The organism is Salmonella sp. SAL04162 (assembly GCF_046551535.1).
Classification (GTDB): Bacteria; Pseudomonadota; Gammaproteobacteria; order Enterobacterales; family Enterobacteriaceae; genus Salmonella; species Salmonella enterica.
On record NZ_JBGDVX010000002.1, the window covers coordinates 445444 to 465749 of the forward strand.

General features: G+C 50.8%; 18 protein-coding genes and 1 tRNA gene. 8 read left to right on the plus strand and 11 right to left on the minus strand.

The annotated features are described in order from the left end of the window. The first annotated feature begins 661 nt into the window (after positions 1-661). The 5 genes from ACLJRH_RS06415 to stbE all read left to right on the plus strand — a co-directional run bounded on the left by ACLJRH_RS06415 (position 662) and on the right by stbE (position 6620). The gene (locus tag ACLJRH_RS06415) at positions 662-1198 is read left to right on the plus strand and encodes a fimbrial protein (protein WP_000062033.1); all 537 of its coding nucleotides are present in this window, start codon (positions 662-664) and stop codon (positions 1196-1198) included. Positions 1199-1259: 61 nt separating this feature from the next. Further along, positions 1260-2021 carry a fimbrial biogenesis chaperone StbB gene (gene stbB / locus ACLJRH_RS06420; protein ID WP_000781489.1) on the plus strand — a complete coding sequence of 254 codons (762 nt, stop codon included), beginning with the start codon at positions 1260-1262 and terminating at the stop codon, positions 2019-2021. After that, a complete protein-coding gene (locus tag ACLJRH_RS06425; protein WP_023223322.1) occupies positions 2005-4566 on the plus strand; it encodes a fimbrial outer membrane usher protein in 2562 nt (853 codons plus the stop codon). The genes stbB and ACLJRH_RS06425 overlap by 17 nt, the downstream gene beginning before the upstream one ends. A gap of 4 nt (positions 4567-4570) precedes the next feature. Further along, on the plus strand, positions 4571-5896 hold the full coding sequence (stbD, locus tag ACLJRH_RS06430; RefSeq protein WP_000899094.1) for a fimbrial usher protein StbD: 1326 nt from the start codon (positions 4571-4573) through the stop codon (positions 5894-5896). Next, positions 5862-6620, plus strand: coding sequence for a fimbrial biogenesis chaperone StbE (gene stbE / locus ACLJRH_RS06435; RefSeq protein WP_001247022.1), 759 nt, complete (start codon positions 5862-5864; stop codon positions 6618-6620). The genes stbD and stbE overlap by 35 nt, the downstream gene beginning before the upstream one ends. Positions 6621-6667: 47 nt before the next feature. Here stbE and ACLJRH_RS06440 read toward each other — a convergent pair whose 3' ends face one another. The 4 genes from ACLJRH_RS06440 to proB form a co-directional block, all read right to left on the minus strand. After that, entirely contained in the window at positions 6668-7066 is a 399-nt protein-coding gene (locus tag ACLJRH_RS06440) for a hypothetical protein (protein WP_023136369.1), read from the minus strand. A gap of 223 nt (positions 7067-7289) precedes the next feature. Then, positions 7290-7365: transfer RNA gene (locus ACLJRH_RS06445), tRNA-Thr, on the minus strand. Between the two features lie 115 nt (positions 7366-7480). Further along, positions 7481-8731, minus strand: a complete 1251-nt coding sequence (gene proA, locus ACLJRH_RS06450) for a glutamate-5-semialdehyde dehydrogenase (RefSeq protein ID WP_023136370.1) — start codon at positions 8729-8731, stop codon at positions 7481-7483. 11 nt (positions 8732-8742) lie between these two features. After that, positions 8743-9846 carry a glutamate 5-kinase gene (gene proB / locus ACLJRH_RS06455; protein ID WP_410958007.1) on the minus strand — a complete coding sequence of 368 codons (1104 nt, stop codon included), beginning with the start codon at positions 9844-9846 and terminating at the stop codon, positions 8743-8745. Between the two features lie 282 nt (positions 9847-10128). On the opposite strand from proB, the gene phoE reads away from it, so the two are divergent. After that, complete coding sequence (phoE, locus tag ACLJRH_RS06460) at positions 10129-11181, plus strand: phosphoporin PhoE (protein ID WP_023136371.1); 1053 nt, start codon at positions 10129-10131, stop codon at positions 11179-11181. A 50-nt stretch (positions 11182-11231) separates the two neighbouring features. On the opposite strand, the gene crl is transcribed toward phoE, so the two are convergent. The 3 genes from crl to gpt all read right to left on the minus strand — a co-directional run bounded on the left by crl (position 11232) and on the right by gpt (position 13482). Continuing rightward, positions 11232-11633, minus strand: coding sequence for a sigma factor-binding protein Crl (crl, locus tag ACLJRH_RS06465; protein ID WP_000174693.1), 402 nt, complete (start codon positions 11631-11633; stop codon positions 11232-11234). A 57-nt stretch (positions 11634-11690) separates the two neighbouring features. After that, positions 11691-12935: an esterase FrsA gene (gene frsA, locus ACLJRH_RS06470; protein ID WP_000189586.1), complete on the minus strand. Its 1245-nt coding sequence runs from the start codon at positions 12933-12935 to the stop codon at positions 11691-11693. An 88-nt stretch (positions 12936-13023) separates the two neighbouring features. Then, positions 13024-13482, minus strand: a complete 459-nt coding sequence (gene gpt, locus ACLJRH_RS06475) for a xanthine phosphoribosyltransferase (RefSeq protein WP_001292018.1) — start codon at positions 13480-13482, stop codon at positions 13024-13026. Positions 13483-13730: 248 nt separating this feature from the next. Between gpt and pepD the strand changes: the two genes are divergently transcribed. After that, entirely contained in the window at positions 13731-15188 is a 1458-nt protein-coding gene (gene pepD, locus ACLJRH_RS06480; protein ID WP_001292972.1) for a cytosol nonspecific dipeptidase, read from the plus strand. A gap of 155 nt (positions 15189-15343) precedes the next feature. Here the strand turns inward: pepD and prfH are convergent, their stop codons facing one another. From prfH to dinB, 3 genes are all read right to left on the minus strand, one after another. After that, the gene (prfH, locus tag ACLJRH_RS06485) at positions 15344-15958 is read right to left on the minus strand and encodes a peptide chain release factor H (RefSeq protein ID WP_000602090.1); all 615 of its coding nucleotides are present in this window, start codon (positions 15956-15958) and stop codon (positions 15344-15346) included. Continuing rightward, the gene (locus ACLJRH_RS06490) at positions 15955-17094 is read right to left on the minus strand and encodes an RNA ligase RtcB family protein (RefSeq protein WP_000528906.1); all 1140 of its coding nucleotides are present in this window, start codon (positions 17092-17094) and stop codon (positions 15955-15957) included. Before ACLJRH_RS06490 ends, prfH begins: the two co-directional genes overlap by 4 nt. Before the next feature lie 218 nt (positions 17095-17312). Continuing rightward, complete coding sequence (dinB, locus tag ACLJRH_RS06495; RefSeq protein WP_001226199.1) at positions 17313-18368, minus strand: DNA polymerase IV; 1056 nt, start codon at positions 18366-18368, stop codon at positions 17313-17315. Between the two features lie 249 nt (positions 18369-18617). On the opposite strand from dinB, the gene dpaA reads away from it, so the two are divergent. Next, complete coding sequence (gene dpaA, locus ACLJRH_RS06500) at positions 18618-19358, plus strand: peptidoglycan meso-diaminopimelic acid protein amidase (RefSeq protein WP_001225658.1); 741 nt, start codon at positions 18618-18620, stop codon at positions 19356-19358. On the opposite strand, the gene ACLJRH_RS06505 is transcribed toward dpaA, so the two are convergent. Beyond that, positions 19329-20096, minus strand: a complete 768-nt coding sequence (locus ACLJRH_RS06505; RefSeq protein WP_000333387.1) for a class II glutamine amidotransferase — start codon at positions 20094-20096, stop codon at positions 19329-19331. The two genes, dpaA and ACLJRH_RS06505, sit on opposite strands and share 30 nt — an antisense overlap. Between the last annotated feature and the right edge of the window lie 210 nt (positions 20097-20306).

Consider the following 20306-nt stretch of genomic DNA (forward strand, 5'->3'; position numbering starts at 1 on the left):
CAATCCTAAAGGTAACTGCATCCATCATTCAGACGACATATTATCATGCTCAAAAAAGAATTCAGCCCCCTAATTAACCTGAGTTTAACTTATAAGTCTCACTTATAGTAAACAATAATTGACACAAGTATTACCTGCACATTACAAATCAAACAGTTATAGGTAAATCTGAACACTTTTCTTTACCTTAACGCAAACTCAGGAAACTTCTGAAAGGCCAAAAGTAAGAAAAAAGTAAGACTAATTATACTGTTTCAGAAGCACATTTCAGAAAATTTACCTTAATCTCACCATCGTATTATCCATCGGGAGGTTTAACTGATACGGATTTTACATAGCAAAAATGTGCAGGTTTGTATTGCAACATAGTCTATCTATTCAGACGCGGAGAGAATTGTTATCGGATTACACTCAATCAAATGATAACACTATCAGTTGTACTAATGAGATGTATGGACGAAAGCGCTTATCGCTCTATTTCATGATAAGAGAAATAAGTCTGTTTGTTTTATATCGCATTATCAATAGTCAGGAGGGTATAGCTCACATCCAAAAATAGAGTTAATGATCGTTATTTTTACCACTCCTCCATAAGCACGAAACATTCGGGCGAATTGCACTCGTCCTGAAAAAGTAAAGATTAATACAGGAACATTATCATATGTCTATGAAAAAGTATTTAGCAATGATCACAGGCTCACTTCTTGTCTCCAGCAGCGCGATGGCTGTTTCTGATAACACCATCACCTTTCAAGGGGAAGTCTCTGATGAAACATGCTCTGTCGTGATTAATGGTAATCAGGCTAAACCCGTCGTGTTATTACCAACAGTAAGTACTAAAGATTTATCAGAACAAGGGAAAACTGCGGGGCCAATAACGTTTGATATTGGGCTGTCCGGGTGTACCGGCTCTAAGGACAAAACAACAAAAATTTCCACTGTCTTTGTCGGTAATCAGGTCACCAGTAACGGTAACCTGGGTAATACTGGCAGCGCGAAAAATGTTGAAGTCCAATTACTCGACACTTCAGGGGAGCCAATCAATCTGACCGGCGGCTTTACTGGCGACGGCGACCTACAGCTGGAACCAAATGCTTCTGAAGCGAGCGCGACTTATACCGCGCGGTATTACTCTACCGGGAAAGCAGAGGCGGGGACAGTCGCTGCCACCCTTCAATACGCCGTTTCGTATAAATAATTGTCGCTACGGTCTGGCGTTGAAACGCCAGACCATTTTCAATCGCCAGGGAGTTGTTGAGATGAAAATGGATACCCGACATTCCGCATTATATTACTTAATAGTTTTTCTATTGCTGGCCCTACCCGCCACAGCATCGTGGGCGAGCGTTACTATTTTGGGTAGCCGAATAATTTACCCATCAACAGCCTCCTCCGTAGATGTGCAGTTAAAAAATAATGATGCAATACCTTATATCGTACAAACCTGGTTTGACGATGGCGATATGAATACCAGCCCGGAAAATAGCAGCGCGATGCCGTTCATTGCCACGCCGCCGGTATTTCGTATTCAACCCAAAGCAGGCCAGGTTGTACGCGTAATTTATAACAACACGAAAAAATTGCCGCAGGATCGTGAGTCAGTATTCTGGTTTAACGTATTACAGGTACCACCAACGAATATTGGCAGCGACGGCGGGCAAAATAAAATGTTGGTGATGCTGCGCTCAAGAATAAAACTTTTCTATCGTCCTGACGGGCTAGGTAAACCTGATAATCTGGCGAAAAAACTACAGATTAAAACGGTAAATAAGGGTTCCGGAAAAAGCGGTATTGTTATTGTTAATCCGCAGCCCTGGTTTGCCTCTTTAAGTAACCTGAATGTAAAAGTGAACGGCGCTTCGTATAACCTGGATGCTGACATGATTGCCCCTTTTTCCAGTCAAACCTGGTGGCTGCCGGGCAAACGGTCACTCAAATCCTTCTCCGGTACAGTCACCGTTACTTTGGTTAACGACCTGGGCGCAAGGATAAGCGAGAGCTACGATGTCCCCCACCATTAATTTGAACCGCAAAAGCCTTGCGCTATTGATCGCCATAGTTTGCTCAGGCTCCGCGCAGGGTGAAGAGTATTATTTTGATCCTGCGCTACTTCAGGGGGCCACTTACGGACAAAATATTGCCCGTTTTAATGAACAGCAAACGCCTTCCGGAGACTATCTTGCCGACGTTTACGTTAATGGCACGCTGGTAACCTCGAGCACTAATATTCGATTTAATGCTGTAAAAGAGGGTCAACAGACGGAACCCTGTCTGCCCTTATCGGTGATGAAAGCGGCACAGATAAAATCACTCCCCGCGACCGACGCTGCGACCGAGTGTCGCCCGCTCAGGGAGTGGGTACCTCATGCCGGCTGGCAATTTGATAGCGCCACGCTTCGCCTGTTGCTGACGATTCCAATGACCGAACTTACGCACAAACCGCGCGGTTATATCTCCCCTTCAGAGTGGGATAGCGGCGCGCTGGCGCTGTTTTTACGCCATAACACAAACTGGACCCGCACCGAAAATACCGACAGCCATTATCGCTACCAATACTTATGGAGCGGTTTAAACATGGGCGTTAACCTTGGACTTTGGCAGGTCCGTCATCAAAGTAATCTGCGCTATGCCAATAGCAACCAGAGCGGAAGCGCCTGGCGCTATAATAGCGTTCGAACCTGGGTGCAAAGACCTGTCGCGTCTATTAACAGTATTCTGTCGCTGGGCGATAGCTATACGGACTCCAGCTTATTCGGCAGTCTGTCTTTTAACGGAGCTAAACTAGTCACCGACGAGCGGATGCGCCCGCAGGGCAAACGCGGTTATGCGCCGGAAGTTCGGGGCGTAGCGGCCAGTAGCGCGCACGTGGTAGTAAAACAACTGGGGAAAGTGATTTATGAAACCAACGTTCCGCCGGGCCCATTTTATATTGACGATCTGTACAACACCCGTTATCAAGGCGATCTGGAGGTAGAGGTTATCGAGGCCAGCGGTAAAACCTCACGTTTCACCGTGCCTTATTCTTCCGTGCCGGATTCGGTTCGCCCCGGTAACTGGCACTATTCGCTGGCCTTCGGCAGGGTTCGTCAGTACTACGATATTGAAAATCGGTTCTTTGAGGGAACGTTCCAGCACGGCGTTAATAACACCATTACCCTCAACCTCGGTTCACGAATTGCGCAGCGTTACCAGGCATGGCTGGCGGGCGGTGTCTGGGCCACCGGTATGGGCGCGTTCGGCCTTAACGCCACCTGGTCGAATGCGCGCGCAGAGCATAATGATCGCCAGCAAGGCTGGCGCGCGGAACTCAGTTACAGCAAAACGTTTACCACCGGCACTAACCTGGTACTGGCGGCTTATCGTTATTCAACCAACGGCTTTCGCGATCTTCAGGACGTGCTCGGCGTACGCCGGGAAGCAAAAACGGGGATTGATTACTACTCCGACACGCTGCATCAGCGCAATCGCCTGTCCGCGACGGTAAGCCAGCCGTTAGGACGGCTTGGCACGCTTAACCTCAGCGCCAGCACCGCAGACTACTACAATAACCAATCGCGTATAACACAGCTACAAATGGGGTATAGCAACCAGTGGCGGAATATAAGCTACGGGGTGAATATCGCACGACAGCGCACCACCTGGGATTACGATCGCTTTTATCACGGCGTTAACGAACCACTGGACGTGAGTAGCCGACAAAAATATACCGAAACCACAATGTCGTTTAATGTCTCTATACCGCTGGATTGGGGCGAAAACAGAACGTCTGTCGCCATGAATTATAACCAGTCCAGTCAAAGTCGTTCCTCAACCGTATCCATGACCGGCAGTAGTGGTGAAAACAGCGACCTGTCATGGTCGGTTTATGGCGGCTACGAGCGTTATCGCAATAGCAATAGCGATAGCAGCGCGCCAACGACGTTTGGCGGTAATCTACAACAAAACACCCGGTTTGGCGCACTTCGCGCCAACTATGACCAGGGTGATAACTATCGTCAGGAAGGGCTGGGCGCGTCCGGCACCCTGGTACTTCACTCTGGAGGTCTGACGGCTGGCCCCTATACCAGCGATACCTTTGCGCTTATTCATGCCGATGGCGCGCAGGGCGCGATCGTACAAAATGGCCAGGGCGCTGTGGTTGATCGCTTTGGTTACGCCATTCTGCCTTCATTATCTCCTTACCGCGTCAATAACGTTACGCTCGACACCCGTAAGATGCGCAGCGATGCCGAACTGACGGGAGGAAGTCAGCAGATTGTGCCCTATGCTGGCGCCATCGCGCGTGTCAATTTCGCCACTATCAGCGGCAAAGCAGTGCTGATCTCCGTGAAGATGCCGGATGGCGGCATACCGCCAATGGGCGCTGATGTTTTCAACGGTGAAGGCACAAACATCGGCATGGTCGGCCAGAGTGGGCAGATTTATGCCCGTATCGCCCATCCGTCGGGTTCTCTACTGGTGCGCTGGGGAACAGGGGCAAACCAGCGTTGCCGGGTTGCCTACCAACTCGATCTTCACACCAAAGAACCGTTTCTCTATCTGAACAAAATCTGCGAGAAGGAATAGCACAATGCTTTTTAGTTTCCGAACGCTATTGTTTATCACCAGCCTGTTCGTCAGCGCCGGAACATGGTCGTCATGTATCAAAGTCACCGATAAGAGCGCGCTCTCTGACGCGGCGATAAAAGCGGGCTACACGGCGCAAAACTGGATCGGCGCAACTGACACGAATACCGGTAATATTGGTTTGCCAACGGTGATTAGCATCAGTAATAGTGAAACATTTCAACCCTCCGGCACACTATTGGCCAGTGGGATAGGTAACTTCCTGACGGCCGCCACCGGCACGCCCTATTCCAGTAAACAGGTACTTTACCGCTGCGATACCGCCGATGCCGGGAAGCTCTATGAGATGTATTCGACAAATGGCGATAGCGCTTTTGCGGGGGCATTTTTTACTCCCGAAGTAGAAGGCGCTTATTATGATGTGGAGCGTAATGTTGCTGTCCGTATGACAAACCTCAGTACCGGCGAATATTACAGCCGTTTCTGGAAAGAACGCCAACTTACCGCAGACAGTTGGTTTCAGGATGACAAATATATTTATATTCCTGCCAGCGCGTTTAGCAACGTGTTATATGAGATGTTTAAAATTGACTCAAGAAAATATTTTGCCTACCAGAATCCAATGGACCGAGATACCTGGACGCAGCCTCGGGGTTATATCGCCTTTAAAGGCCCAGGCTTGATTACCGAGCGGATCCAAGCGGGACTGGATCATGCCAGCGATTATTATGGCTGGCCCGGCTATTGGCCCGGGGCATGGAGTACATATAATAGCGTCACCTATGTTCGCGGCGCGTTATGTAAAATCACAGATTATCCTGCGATCGTGAAAATTCCCCCTGTCGCCGTCGGCATATTAGCCGCCGGAGGCAATAGCCAGGCGCCTTTCCACGTCAGCCTGGAATGTGAGTCCGGTGCCGTGTCCAGTGCCCTCCCGTCCACCAGCGCCGCTAATGTCGCAATGGGGTTTGTCGTTAATCAACCCACCGCCGTGGCGGCGGCGCGTCGCCTGGGGCTAACCACATCCGCAGGCGGTCTGTCGTGGCTACTGGACACCCATTATGGCGAACCTGGCGTAGCTTCCGGAGTGGGTATCCGCATCTATAACGATGCCGGTACGCCGATTAACCTGTTACCCGATCGGATCAAGACAGGCACTGGCAACGCCCGAGGCTGGTATGGCTATAAAGATTTAACTACACGGGTATCATCCGGTTCAGTAGAAACCTACAGCGGTGATTTTACTGCCTCGCTTGAGGCGATCGGCGGACAAACAGTAACGGCAGGAAGCGTGAATGCGCAATTACAGGCAGTGGTTAGTTTTCAGTAAAGTCATATTAACGCTACTTGGGTTGACGGGATGGTATGGCCCGGCACAAGCCGCCGTTAATATTGACAGAACCCGAATTATTTTTGCTTCAGATGATATCGCTCAATCGTTGACACTATCCAACGATAATACAACGCCGATGCTGTTACAGGTATGGACCGACGCCGGAAACATTGACGCCTCTCCGGATAATAGCAAAACGCCGCTGGTGGCGCTGCCGCCGGTATTTAAAATGCAGCCAGGGGAACTGAGAACGCTTCGCCTGCTCCTGAGTTCCCGCCAGCAGCTTGCAACGGACCGGGAGAGTCTCTTCTGGCTAAACATTTATCAGATACCGCCACTCCCCCATGACATTAAAAACAACCCGCGAAAACTGGTATTACCGCTTCGTTTGCGGCTAAAAATTTTAATTCGCCCGACCGGGCTAAAAGCGCCAACGGAAGCGGAGGAGAAAAAATTACGTTTTATTGCTAAAGAGAATACTATACGGATAGTTAACCCCACCTCGTGGTATATGAGTTTAACGCTAACGACGGATGACAAGAAAAGTATCGGCGATATCATGGTTGCGCCGAAAACAGCACTTGATGTGCCGCTAACACGCTCGCCAACGCCGGGAGCATCGATAAATTATGCAGTAATCAATGACTCCGGGAACTGGCGACAATATACCGCCATACTGGAAAAATATATTAGTAAGAGTGATTTTATTCCTGAGTTTTGATGGGAAATATTCAGGGATACGGTCGTATCCCTGAGACAAGCCAGAATTCAGCATGTACCATTGTCAAAAATAGCATTAAGCTGATATTTTTCTTTTTGCACGGCATCTTTGTTCTGTTGAGTTCCCTTCTCCTCAACAGACATATCCCATACGTTTTCATTATCTGACTCAATTAATGTGTAGAACGTATTATTATTACGCATCATATAACCGCGAAAATTATTTTCGATGCCCGTTGTCACAGGCTTAGCAGGCCCTGAAGTAACAGACTCCGTCTCTTTATTGAAAAGCTGGTATTGAATATTTGCGCAGTTTAAATCACAGGGAGAACATTTAAGATTTAAAACAAGCAGTATCGTGTTATTTTCAAAAACAAGGGCATAATGATTGCTGGCAGATGAACATAACGGGAATAGCGCGAGAAGGAGAATTATTATCAATTTCATATTATTATATAGACTCCGTCAAAGAAAACTGTCATTTCACTTGTTCTTCTGTTAACTCACCCTTTCATTTCACGCCCCTGAGAATAGCGAAAGGCGTACCATGCAGAACGAATGCTTTCCGGACTGACGTCCTCATAGACATCTATACCATGCTAAGCAAGTATGCGAGAAAGAAAATGAGAAGATTGTTATGAAAGAAAAGTTTGTAACTACTTGATTGAGATGGTGCCGATAATAGGAGTCGAACCTACGACCTTCGCATTACGAATGCGCTGCTCTACCAACTGAGCTATATCGGCCCTGAGAAGGGTGTGTTCACACGGGTGAATCACGGGGTAGAAGGTTAAAACTAACCGGGCGGTGCGTCAATAGCCTTGCTACTCAACCGGCTATTTTTGCACCGCTCGACATTAATTACGCACGAATCGTACCATCGCCAAAGCCTATCCACTTATAGGTGGTAAGCGCTTCAAGCCCCATCGGACCGCGGGCATGTAATTTCTGCGTGCTGACCGCCACTTCTGCGCCAAGCCCAAACTGCCCGCCGTCGGTAAAACGGGTAGAGGCGTTGACATAAACCGCAGCGGAATCCACTTCGTTCACGAAACGCGCAGCATTATGCATATCACACGTCAAAATGGCATCGGAGTGCTGAGTACCATGTTCGCGAATGTGGGCGATAGCGCCATCCATATTTTCGACCATCACAACGTTCAGATCCAGAGACAGAAACTCGTTATCCAGCTCTTCCGGTTTCAGCGGCACCAGTTTGGCAGGGCCATGCAGTGCCTGCATGACGGTTTCATCCCCATGCAACGTTACGCCGCTCTCCGCCATCTGCTTGCTCAGCGCAGGCAAAAAGCGTTCTGCGATGTCCTGATGCACCAGCAAGGTTTCCACCGTGTTACAGGTGCTCGGGCGCTGGGTTTTGGCGTTGACGATAATCTTCAGCGCCGGGGCGATGTCTGCGCTGCTATCGACAAAAATATGGCACACGCCAATCCCGCCGGTAATCACTGGGATTGTGGATTGCTCGCGGCACAGTTTATGCAAGCCTGCGCCGCCGCGCGGGATCAGCATATCGATGTACTTATCCATACGCAGCATTTCATTGACCAGCGAACGATCCGGATTATCAATTGCCTGAACCGCTGCCTCCGGTAAACCGCAAGCTTTCAGTGCCTTCTGAATGACACGAACGGTTGCGGCATTCGTGCGATGCGTCTCTTTCCCACCGCGTAGAATCACCGCATTACCGGTTTTCAGACACAAAGAAGCCACATCAACGGTAACATTCGGACGCGCCTCATAGATAACGCCAACCACGCCCAACGGCACGCGGCGGCGCTCCAGACGTAGCCCGCTGTCCAGCAGACCGCCGTCGATCACCTGCCCGACCGGGTCGGCGAGATTACAGACCTGGCGCACATCGTCAGCAATCGCTTTCAGACGCGCAGGGGTCAGCGCCAGGCGGTCCAGCATCGCTTCGCTCAGGCCGTTGGCTCGCGCCTGCTCAACATCTTGTACGTTCGCGCTGAGGATACTTTCCATTTGCGCTTCCAGTTCATCGGCTATTTTTTCCAGCACGCGATTTTTTTCGCAGCTGGAGAGCAGCGCCAGCTTATACGACGCCGCTTTAGCAGCAATGCCCATTTGTTCCAGCATATGCCTGTTCCTTATCGAGTAATCATGTCATCACGATGAACAGCGACCGGGCCATATTCATAGCCCAGAATCGCATCGATTTGTTGAGAGTGGTGGCCGGCTATCCGCCGCAGAGCATCACTGTTATAACGGCTGACGCCATGAGCGATATCACGCCCTTGCAGGTTACAAATTCTGATGACCTCCCCCCGCGAGAAATTGCCCGTCACGCTTTTGATGCCTTTTGGCAGAAGTGAACTGCCACGTTCCAGCATTGCCGCAGTCGCACCTTCATCAACCGTAATTTCGCCTGCCGGCGGCGCGCCGAAGATCCAACGTTTGCGGTTCTCCAGCGGCGAGGCTTGCGCATGAAAACGGGTGCCGACGGAAATCCCCTCCATCACATCGCCGATCCCGCCCGGTTTACTGCCTGAGGCAATAATCGTATCAATACCCGCGCGACAGGCCACGTCTGCCGCCTGAAGCTTAGTGCTCATACCACCGGTCCCCAGTCCGGAAACGCTGTCTCCCGCGATAGAGCGCAGCGCATCGTCAACGCCATACACATCTTTGATAAGCTCCGCCTGCGGATTGCTACGCGGATCGGCGGTAAATAATCCTTGCTGATCGGTCAGCAGCAGCAGTTTATCCGCGCCTGCCAGGATCGCCGCCAGCGCGGAGAGGTTATCGTTATCGCCCACTTTAATTTCCGCTGTCGCAACGGCATCATTTTCATTGATAACCGGCACAATATGGTTATCCAGTAATGCACGCAGCGTATCGCGGGCGTTCAGAAAGCGCTCTCTGTCTTCCATATCCGCACGCGTCAACAGCATCTGCCCGATATGGATACCGTAAATTGAAAACAACTGCTCCCACAGTTGAATCAGGCGGCTTTGCCCTACCGCCGCCAGAAGCTGTTTAGAGGCAATTGTTGCCGGCAGTTCCGGGTAGCCGAGATGTTCACGTCCGGCGGCAATCGCGCCAGAGGTAACAATAACAATACGATGTCCCGCGGCGTGTAGCTGCGCGCACTGGCGGACAAGTTCTACGATATGGGCACGGTTCAGGCGGCGCGATCCGCCTGTTAGCACGCTGGTGCCGAGTTTTACGACCAGCGTCTGGCTGTCACTCATGATTCTCTGCCGTTCAAAATAAGAAATAAAGACCAAATGAACGTTTTAGCAGGACTGGCTCCGGTTGCCAACAACCTGTACGCGTAGCGTGAAATTTTGTTGCGCAGGATCAGCAAGCGTAGCGGCAGAATTTGACCATTTTATTACCGCAACAATTAAACATATTTTTTTAAAAAAATTCTCACTTTGTCATAAATCTTTCATTACCGAACGTTAAAAACCTTCCTGTTTTTTACCGGGTCTCCCGACAAATCATAGCGCGTAATTAAAACAGGAATGGAAATGAATAAGAGCACTCTGGCAATAGTGGTGAGTATCATCGCATCAGCATCTGTTCACGCCGCCGAGGTTTACAATAAAAACGGTAATAAGCTTGATGTGTATGGAAAAGTTAAAGCCATGCACTATATGAGCGATTATGACAGCAAAGATGGCGATCAAAGCTACGTTCGTTTTGGTTTTAAAGGCGAAACGCAAATTAACGATCAATTGACCGGCTACGGGCGCTGGGAAGCTGAGTTTGCCGGTAATAAAGCCGAAAGTGATTCGTCCCAGCAAAAAACCCGCCTGGCCTTTGCTGGTCTGAAATTAAAAGATATCGGTTCTTTTGACTATGGACGTAACCTGGGCGCGCTGTACGATGTTGAGGCCTGGACGGATATGTTTCCCGAATTCGGCGGCGACTCTTCCGCCCAGACCGATAATTTTATGACTAAACGCGCCAGCGGGCTGGCGACTTACCGCAATACCGATTTCTTCGGCATCGTTGATGGACTGGATCTTACCTTACAGTATCAGGGGAAAAACGAAGATCGCGATGTGAAAAAGCAAAACGGCGACGGCTTCGGCACATCCGTGAGCTACGATTTCGGCGGCAGTGATTTTGCCGTCAGCGGCGCTTATACTCTCTCCGATCGCACCAGGGAGCAAAATCTGCAGCGCCGCGGTACGGGCGATAAAGCCGAAGCCTGGGCTACGGGTGTAAAGTATGACGCGAATGATATTTATATTGCGGCTTTCTATTCAGAAACCCGCAACATGACGCCAGTTTCCGGCGGATTTGCCAATAAAACCCAAAATTTCGAAGCGGTTATCCAGTATCAGTTTGATTTTGGTCTGCGTCCGTCATTAGGCTATGTGCTGTCAAAAGGCAAAGATATTGAGGGCGTCGGCAGTGAGGATTTGGTGAATTACATTGACGTTGGCGCAACCTATTACTTCAACAAAAATATGTCCGCGTTTGTAGATTACAAAATCAATCAGCTTGATAGCGATAACACGTTAGGCATTAATGACGATGATATTGTGGCAATAGGGTTGACCTACCAGTTCTGATAAGTCGCATTGTGCCTGATGGCGCTACGCCATCAGGCATGGCAGCAGGGTTATGCCGACAGTTTTACCGGCTCGTCGTTGAAATCGTCAGACGGCTCCAGCGCCAGCTCCATAGAAATCAGCAGGTCGCGTAGCTTTTCATGAAACTCGCGTAGCGTGTATTCCAGTCGCTCCACCACTTCGGTTTCGTTAATCGGCACTGCGGTCCAGTTGCCCTCTTTATCAAACAAACCAAACTGATAACGATAAGTGAAGCGTTTCTCTTGTGCTTCCAGCTCCATCCACCAGCCCCAAAATTCACGCTTCTCTGGCGCGGGCTTCACGTTGACGCAAACTGCCAGGCAATCGAAAAAAAAACGATTGTCTTCGCACTGCCCTTCCCGGATATAGGGGCCAAGCGCGGTAAATTTCTTGATCAATCTACTTTTCGGGTGTCCACTCGGTAACGTCATTGCGATCTCCTTTAATGAAGCAACTGTTTTACCAAATCAATAGAATTTATCAATCTATTAACACAATCTATGATTAATCCAGTCGGTAATTTCTTGCAGCGCGTGGTCAAAATTGCGGTACACCGGGTTAAAAGGGATCTCTATCAGCTTACCGTCTGAAGATGATGTTGTAATTAAGCGAGACTCTTCTTCCGGGCTGAAAGGATCGTTTTTCCAGAATCCGGAAAGCATTGGCGTAGGACAACGTCTGCCCAGTAGCCCCTGTACTTTCAACGAATAGCGATTGAGCTCCACACGCAGCGCCTCATCCGAAGCATCATGCATACCCAGACGGCTGGCCAGCACATCCAGATACATCTCCGGCACCGTGCTCTGTCGTTGCGGATCGCTAAGTAGCGCATGGACCACCGGCCCCAGGCAAGCCACCGCTTTCAAACGCGGCGCTTCCAGATAGGCCAGACGCACCGCAACGTTGGCGCCAAAACGGAAACCAAACGCCGCAACACGGGTATGATCCACCCAGGGGACATTAGGAAGCGCTTTTAACACATGCTGGTGGAGCAAGCTGGAATCCTGGGTTAATTTCCACTTTGATGAAAATCCAACCGAAGGCATATCAAGCGTTAACATCGCGATACCGCGCGGCGCGAAATAGCGTTCATACAGGGTGTAATAGTCGGTTTGCATGGCGTCCAGGCCGCCGCACATGAGCACCGTCGGAAACGGACCATCCCCTTTCGGCATATGTAAAAACGCGGTGACAGGCGAACCGCCAGGAACGGCAAATTCCATTTCACGTAACGAGCCGGGCAACCGCTGCGCGGCCTCTTCATAGGCGCGATTCGCCAGCGCCTGCGCCTGCTCCGCCAGCTCATCGCCCTTCAAATGCGGGTAGGCGGCAATGTTATAGAGCGTTGAGGCATGAAGCCAGTAGCGTCCGCTGCGCATGGCGTCCTGTTCCTGACAGGCTTTCTGCTGCCAGTCCATCGCCTGCTTTGCCCACTCATAAATCCAGTTGCCGCCGCGGTAACCGATGACCGTATCGTATAAATCATCATCCGTTCGCTCTGCGTCGCTCATCACAATGCGCGCCTGCACATCAAGGATTTCTCGTGGGTCAACGCCGCGCCAAATCCACATCAGGCGGTTTATCATGCGATACCAGTGCGGAACGTTCTTACCGTCCAGCGCGGATTGCATGGGCGGCTGCGACCCACGATTGAACCGACGGACAAGGGTAGACGTTTCAGTATGTTTAAAGCGGGGTTTGAACAGGGTTTCGCTGAGGTTAGCCTGTGTCATTCGTGCAGCCTCCTTGGATACTCATAGAGGCTTATTGTAACCAATAAAACAGCGCCCGGCATTGCCGGGCGCTCTGAAAAGCTGCTGATTAACGACCTGAAATCGGCGGTACAAATACCACACCCATATCCCAGGGCTGCTCAATCCAGGTGTTCTGAGGAATATCAATAACATAATCATCAACCAGCGGACGGCCCGCCGGTTTAGCGAAAATCGTGACGAAATGCGCTTTAGGGTACATTTCGCGAATCGCGACGGCGGTACCGCCGGTATCGACCAGATCGTCGATGACGATAAAGCCTTCGCCATCGCCTTCTGCACGTTTCAGCACTTTCAGTTCGCGCTGGTTATCGTGATCGTAGCTGGAGATGCATACGGTATCGACATGACGAATGCCCAATTCACGCGCCAGTAGTGCGCCCGGTACAAGGCCGCCACGACTTACGGCAATAATGCCTTTCCATTGTTCTGAAGGCATGAGGCGGCTCGCCAGTTTGCGTGCGTGAATCTGCAACATGTCCCAGGTGACGACGTATTTTTCGCTCATGTGAAGTGTCCCAGCCTGTTTATCTACGGCTTAAAAAGTGTTCGAGGGGGAAATAGTTGCGCGAGATTATAGAGACCTGACGCGCTAAAAACCAGTGTTTAGCGGAATCCACGCCTCTTTTTGTATGCTTTATACTACCCGCAGGCGGAGAAAGTGGTATTCTCAGTCGCATCTCGTAAGAGTTATCAATTCCGCTAACCCTGTGGCCTGTAAGAACGTTTTTCAGACCACCGCCAAGGAGACTTATCGTGTCTGAACTGTCTCAGTTATCACCACAACCTTTGTGGGATATTTTTGCCAAAATCTGTTCTATTCCTCACCCGTCCTATCACGAAGAGCAACTCGCGGAACATATTGTGAGTTGGGCCAAAGAGAAAGGCCTTTACGTGGATCGCGACCAGGTCGGTAATATTCTGATCCGTAAGCCCGCCACTGCAGGTATGGAAAATCGCAAGCCGGTCGTTTTACAGGCGCATCTGGATATGGTGCCGCAAAAAAATAGCGACACCGTTCACGACTTCACTACAGATCCTATCCAGCCTTATATTGATGGCGAATGGGTTAAAGCGCGCGGTACTACGCTCGGCGCCGACAATGGTATTGGAATGGCTTCTGCGTTAGCGGTACTGGCTGACGATAATGTCGTCCACGGCCCGCTGGAAGTGCTGCTGACCATGACCGAAGAAGCGGGCATGGATGGCGCGTTCGGCCTTCAGTCCGGCTGGTTGCAGGCCGACATCCTGATCAACACCGACTCTGAAGAAGAAGGTGAGATCTATATGGGCTGCGCAGGCGGTATTGATTTTACCTCTAATCTGCCGTTGACCCGTGAAGCTGTACCCGCAGGATTTGCATGCTTTAAGCTAACCCTGAAAGGTCTGAAAGGCGGCCACTCCGGTGGTGAAATTCACCTCGGCCTTGGCAATGCCAACAAATTGCTGGCGCGTTTCCTGGCCGGGCACGCAGAAGAGCTGGATCTGCGTCTGATCGATTTCAACGGCGGTACGCTGCGTAACGCGATTCCGCGCGAAGCGTTCGCTACCCTCGCCGTTGCCGCAGACAACGTAGGCGCTCTGAAAACATTAGTGAACGCTTACCATGATATTCTGAAAAACGAACTGGCGGAAAAAGAGAAAAACCTGACGCTGCTACTTAATGATGTTGCCAATGATAAAGCCGCATTGACCGCGCCGTCACGCGATACCTTTGTGCGCCTGCTGAACGCAACGCCGAACGGCGTGATCCGCAATTCAGACGTGGCGAAAGGCGTAGTGGAAACATCGCTGAACGTTGGCGTGGTCACAATGTCTGATGCGAATGTCGAAATTCACTGCCTGATTCGCTCTCTTATCGACAGCGGTAAAGATTATGTGGTGAGTATGCTGGATTCGCTGGGCAAGCTGGCTGGCGCGAAAACCGAAGCAAAAGGCAGCTATCCTGGCTGGCAGCCCGATGCGAACTCGCCGGTCATGCACCTGGTGCGGGAAACCTATCAGCGTCTGTTCAACAAGACACCGAACATCCAAATTATCCACGCCGGCCTGGAATGCGGTCTGTTTAAGAAACCCTATCCGGATATGGACATGGTTTCTATTGGGCCTACCATTACCGGACCTCACTCTCCGGATGAGCAGGTGCATATCGAAAGCGTCGGCCACTACTGGACTCTGCTGACCGAATTGCTGAAAGCGATTCCTGCGAAGTAAGAAAGCGCTAAAATGCCCGTCCCATTTCTGGACGGGCTATCAATATGGAATATCGGGTATCCATTGCCAGATAAGCTCTCCTGGATGCGCTGAAATAGCGCTGCGGCTACACGCGAATAGCCAGACAGCCCGATAACAGCGCCGGTAACACCTAATTATTGTGGCGTAAACGCCATTCCTTTAAATATCCGCAGCGGATTGCCGCGCTCAATCTGATGATGGAACAGACGCCTTTCAGACTTCAACGCCGCACACTCATTTTGCCGTTGCTGTTCCAGCCGCCAGGCAATCAGCAGCCGGGCCAGACGCTTATTCGCATGTTGACTGCGCTCCGACTGAACCTTCACGCTAATCCCGCTCGCCAGGTGCGTGGCCCGCACTGCCGAGTCGGTTTTATTAACGTGCTGCCCACCCGGGCCGGAAGAGCGCAGAGTCTCGAAATGAATCTCATCAGACTGCATCTGTTCGTCGGCGGAAAAGCGCCCAATGCCGACGTACCAGTTTTTTCGCCCATGGTGCGGGCGATACGGGCTGGTACAAATCCACAGTAACGTTCCACACCAACGTTCACTGAAAGCCATAGCTTTTTCACCGTCCAGCGAGACCAGTGCGGAGCGCAGCGTGTCTGGTAATCGTCCCGGCTCCGTTTCAAGTCGTGTCAGCGATACCTTTTCTCTGGCAGCTTCTTTCGTCAGACAATCCAGCGCTTTTTTTACCGCCAGACAACACTCGTCCGGTCCCTGTGCGGAAGAAAGTTGCAGTAAGATCATGCGCTTTTCTCCCCTGAGGTTTTCAGCGTCAGCACCGGACGCAGGCAGGCAACCGGCGTAATCAGTCCGGCGTCTGCCAGACAATCCACAACGCTATCGATGGATTTATACGCCTGCGGCGCTTCCTCATAAATGAGCTGGCGATCGCGGCAAATCACCCGGCTGCCCATCCCGGTACGGCAGAGCTGTCGCGGGGTAAATTTTGCCGATAACCGGTCTTTACACTCGGTACGCATCCATTTGCGCCCCGCGCCGTGCGCCAGGGAGAAGAGGCTCTCCTCGCTGACGACGGGTTTCACCAGCCAGCTATAATCGCCGCGCGAGCCGGGGATAATCACCAGTCCCTGCCCATCTGGCGTAGCGCCTTTACGATGCAGCCACCCCGCCTCACCCGCGACAGTACAGGGTTCAACGAAGTTATGCGCCACATCCAGCCGCGGTTCGCCCTCAGCCCTGAGCTGTTGCAGTATCCGGCGGGCAATCAGCGCGCGATTACTGCGGGCAAATGCCAGCGCATCGTCATGTTCTGCAAGGTAGCGGCGCGCATCGTCGCTATCTTCCGGCAAACCGTTATGCGAAAACGCCTCCACATGACGACGCAGGATAGCTTGCCCCAGACCGCGTGAACCACTGTGTACCAGCAGTAATAACTGCGCTTTTTGCAACCCCGACAAAGCGAACGAATCAGCATCGACGATGCGATCGACCTGCTGCAGCTCGGCAAAATGATTGCCGCCGCCAATGGAACCCAGCGCAGAGCGCCACGAATGATGCTGCATTGCGGCGGGGACATTCTCCTCCAGCCACTGCGCGTCCGCCACGTCAGGCAGCGACGCCAGCCGCTTCTCCAGTTTATCGGCGTTATATTTACGCCCTAAAATATCCGTTTGCCATAACGCCATGCCGCAGCCGATATCGTTGCCGACCAGCGCCGGATAAAAGCGTCCACGCGAGAAAAAGGCTGCGCCAATAGGGTAGCCGCGCCCCGGATGCAGATCTGGCATCCCGATAACGCGTCTCATACCGGTTAACTTAGCCGTCGTATATAATTGTTGGATCGCGGAATCTTCGATCCACAGGTTATCTGATGCGATAGAAAATACCACATCTGATAAAGGACGAATATAATTGCCCATATACCATTCCATATATGAATTAAAAAATCAGGAAATGGCAGACTAATCCAGAGCAATAAGAGAAAATTAATCCTGGAAATGTCTGCAAAGTGCGTTCAGAGAATAAAGTGTCATGATGAACCTCCTTTGCAGTTATTGAGAATGAGAAAACGCGGGTATAGTAATACTGAAATTTAGATGGCGCAATCGTAATAGTGATAAAATCTTAATGGCCTGACTTATAACCCTAACACCAACTGTCGTTCCAATTGAGGGTCGAGCAGCGTTACGTGTAGCCCCACCAGCCGTACGCCGCGCTCGCCGCGACGCTCGTTCCAGGTTTTACGGGCGGTGGTAATTAAGTCTTCTTTATTTAATTGCGGCCAGACATGTTCCTGAGTGGTTTGCTGAAAATCATTAAATTTTAATTTAACGCCCTGTCGGGCAATCAGTAAATCGGGCTTCACTATAGCCAGACGACGCTCCAGCTCCGGATATAAATGCTCAATAATAGCCTCGCAGTCCGACCATTCATGAATATCCTCCGCCAGAGTACGCTCAACACCTACCGATTTACGCAGCCTTTCGCTGTTAACATCACGCTCGTCAATACCCTGACTACGCTCCCATAATACCCGGCCAAATTTACCAAAGCGTTTGAGAAGCATCGCCAGATCGCACTGTTGAATATCCCCGCAGGTTCTTAACCCCATATTTTCCAGTTTGGCGGCGGAAACTTTCCCCACGCCTGGAATTTTGGCTAACGGCAACGTTTTAAGAAAGTCGGGTACATCGGCTGGCGTAATAACATATTGTCCGTTCGGTTTATTGAGATCGGAGGCGATCTTCGCCAGAAATTTCACTGGCGCAACGCCGGCGGAGGCGGTGAGTTGCAGTTCATTGAAAATAGTCTGACGAATCTCCCTGGCGATCAGAGTCGCCGATCCATAACAGTGTGGGCTGTCAGTCACATCCAGCCAGGCTTCATCCAGCGAGAGCGGTTCAATCAGTGAAGTGTAGCGGGAAAAGATGTCACGTACATGCCGCGAAGCCTCTTTATAGGCGTCAAAGCGGCCAGGCAGTAAGGTGAGATGGGGGCACAGCTTTAGCGCCATGGCAGTCGGCATCGCGCTACGTACGCCAAACTGGCGCGCAGGATAGTTGGCGGTACTGATAACGCCTCTTCGCTCACGACTCCCGCCAATGGCAATGGGAATATCGCGTAACGCCGGATTATCACGCATCTCTACCGCGGCAAAAAAACAGTCCATATCAACATGTATGATTTTGCGCATCGCTCGCCCCCACAATACTGTTTAAGTGTACAGTATGTTTTATTGCGCGCAAAGAGACATTCGCGTTAAAAATGCGACATATTCGAAGGTATGACGACGAAAGCTGCGGGAAAATTGTAAACGTACACACGGGGACTTGCGAAAAACTGCCGTGGTGCTAATGTGAGCGCTCCAAATCCAGATTACTCCGATTTGGGGACTCTTTTGCCGTTCTGGCGTGTGTAACCGTTTTATCAAGGAACAAGCAGTATGCGTAAAATCGCATTTTTTCTTGCGATGCTTCTGATGCCGTGCGTCTCATTTGCCGGTTTGCTGAGCAGCAGCAGCCCCGTCACGCCGGTCAGTAAAGAGTATAAGCAGCAGTTAATGGGCTCACCGGTCTATATTCAGATTTTTAAAGAAGAGCGCACTCTTGATCTCTACGTCAAAATGGGTGAGCAATACCAGTTGCTTGATAGCTACAAAATTTGCAACTATTCCGGCGGGTTAGGCCCGAAACGCCGTCAGGGCGATTTTAAAAGTCCGGAAGGGTTTTACAGCGTTCAGCGTAATCAACTCAAGCCAGACAGCCGTTTTTATAAGGCCATCAACATTGGTTTTCCCAATGCCTACGATCGCGCGCATGGCTATGATGGTAAGTATCTGATGATTCACGGCGCCTGTGTTTCCGTCGGCTGCTATGCCATGACCGACAGCGGCATTGATGAGATTTTCCAGTTTGTCACCGCCGCGCTGGTCTTTGGTCAGCCGAGCGTGCAGGTGAGTATTTATCCGTTCCGGATGACCGACGCCAATATGCAGCGTCATAAATATTCTTATTACAAAGATTTCTGGGCGCAGCTAAAACCCGGCTACGATTATTTTGAACAGACGCATAAGCCGCCAACTGTTTCTATCGTTGATGGACGTTACGTCGTGAGCAAACCGTTGAGTCACGAAGTTGTTCAGCCACAGCTGGCCTCAAATTATACGCTCTCCGAGGCAAAATAACGCCCATTCGCCTGGCATAATCTTTTGCCAGGTTTCATTCCCCGTTAGCGGCTGGGTAGCAATCACGGTAACCACGTCATTTGGCGTGGTCTGTGAACTGAAATCAATTTCCATGTCCTGATCCACCAACGTGGCTACGCCGAACGGCGCCCGGCGAGTGATCCAGTGCAAATGGGTTGAGCAAAACGCCATCACATATCGCCCATCTGACAGCAGCATGTTAAAAACGCCTTTTTCACGTAATACCGTCGCCAGTGTCGCAATATATTTAAATACCGCTGTCATGTTGCCCGGCGTGCGGGGATAACGCTGCGTTAATTTATGCAATAGCCAGCAAAACGCTTTTTCGCTGTCGGTTTCCCCCACCGGACGAAAATTACCGGTTTCCAGCGACTTATAACCGTTGAGCTGACCGTTATGAGCATAAGTCCAGTTGCGTCCCCATAATTCCCGGGTAAAAGGGTGTGTATTTTCCAGCGCCACTTCACCGCGATTAGCCTGACGGATATGGGCGATAACCGAGCAGGACTTGATCGGGTAATTCTGTACCAGTTTCGCAATCGGCGAATGGTAGCTCGGTTGCGGATCTTTAAACGTGCGACAGCCCTTTCCTTCGTAAAAGGTAATTCCCCAGCCGTCTTTATGCGGCCCGGTTCCGCCGCCACGCTGCACCAGCCCGGTGAAGCTAAAGCAGATATCCGTCGGCACATTGGCGCTCATCCCAAGCAGTTCGCACATACATCACCTCCACAAACGCCTTAAGCGGGAAGGCGTAATTTTTACAGCCAATCAAAACTAAAAATATCAAAGAAAACAATATGCTATACCCTAAATAATTCGAGTTGCAGGAAGGCGGTAAGGGAGGAAATCCCCAGGAGCATAGATAACTATGTGACTGGGGTTTCTGAGCGCAACCAACGCACCTGCAGCTTGAAGTATGACGGGTAT

What these genes read in the sequence shown, in the direction of transcription:
- ACLJRH_RS06415 (WP_000062033.1), top strand. Translation starts at nt 662, where the DNA reads ATGTCTATGAAAAAGTATTTAGCAATGATCACAGGCTCACTTCTTGTC.
- stbB (WP_000781489.1), top strand. Translation starts at nt 1,260, where the DNA reads ATGAAAATGGATACCCGACATTCCGCATTATATTACTTAATAGTTTTT.
- ACLJRH_RS06425 (WP_023223322.1), top strand. Translation starts at nt 2,005, where the DNA reads ATGTCCCCCACCATTAATTTGAACCGCAAAAGCCTTGCGCTATTGATC.
- stbD (WP_000899094.1), top strand. Translation starts at nt 4,571, where the DNA reads ATGCTTTTTAGTTTCCGAACGCTATTGTTTATCACCAGCCTGTTCGTC.
- stbE (WP_001247022.1), top strand. Translation starts at nt 5,862, where the DNA reads ATGCGCAATTACAGGCAGTGGTTAGTTTTCAGTAAAGTCATATTAACG.
- ACLJRH_RS06440 (WP_023136369.1), bottom strand. Translation starts at nt 7,066, where the DNA reads ATGAAATTGATAATAATTCTCCTTCTCGCGCTATTCCCGTTATGTTCA.
- proA (WP_023136370.1), bottom strand. Translation starts at nt 8,731, where the DNA reads ATGCTGGAACAAATGGGCATTGCTGCTAAAGCGGCGTCGTATAAGCTG.
- proB (WP_410958007.1), bottom strand. Translation starts at nt 9,846, where the DNA reads ATGAGTGACAGCCAGACGCTGGTCGTAAAACTCGGCACCAGCGTGCTA.
- phoE (WP_023136371.1), top strand. Translation starts at nt 10,129, where the DNA reads ATGAATAAGAGCACTCTGGCAATAGTGGTGAGTATCATCGCATCAGCA.
- crl (WP_000174693.1), bottom strand. Translation starts at nt 11,633, where the DNA reads ATGACGTTACCGAGTGGACACCCGAAAAGTAGATTGATCAAGAAATTT.
- frsA (WP_000189586.1), bottom strand. Translation starts at nt 12,935, where the DNA reads ATGACACAGGCTAACCTCAGCGAAACCCTGTTCAAACCCCGCTTTAAA.
- gpt (WP_001292018.1), bottom strand. Translation starts at nt 13,482, where the DNA reads ATGAGCGAAAAATACGTCGTCACCTGGGACATGTTGCAGATTCACGCA.
- prfH (WP_000602090.1), bottom strand. Translation starts at nt 15,958, where the DNA reads ATGATCTTACTGCAACTTTCTTCCGCACAGGGACCGGACGAGTGTTGT.
- ACLJRH_RS06490 (WP_000528906.1), bottom strand. Translation starts at nt 17,094, where the DNA reads ATGGGCAATTATATTCGTCCTTTATCAGATGTGGTATTTTCTATCGCA.
- dinB (WP_001226199.1), bottom strand. Translation starts at nt 18,368, where the DNA reads ATGCGCAAAATCATACATGTTGATATGGACTGTTTTTTTGCCGCGGTA.
- dpaA (WP_001225658.1), top strand. Translation starts at nt 18,618, where the DNA reads ATGCGTAAAATCGCATTTTTTCTTGCGATGCTTCTGATGCCGTGCGTC.
- ACLJRH_RS06505 (WP_000333387.1), bottom strand. Translation starts at nt 20,096, where the DNA reads ATGTGCGAACTGCTTGGGATGAGCGCCAATGTGCCGACGGATATCTGC.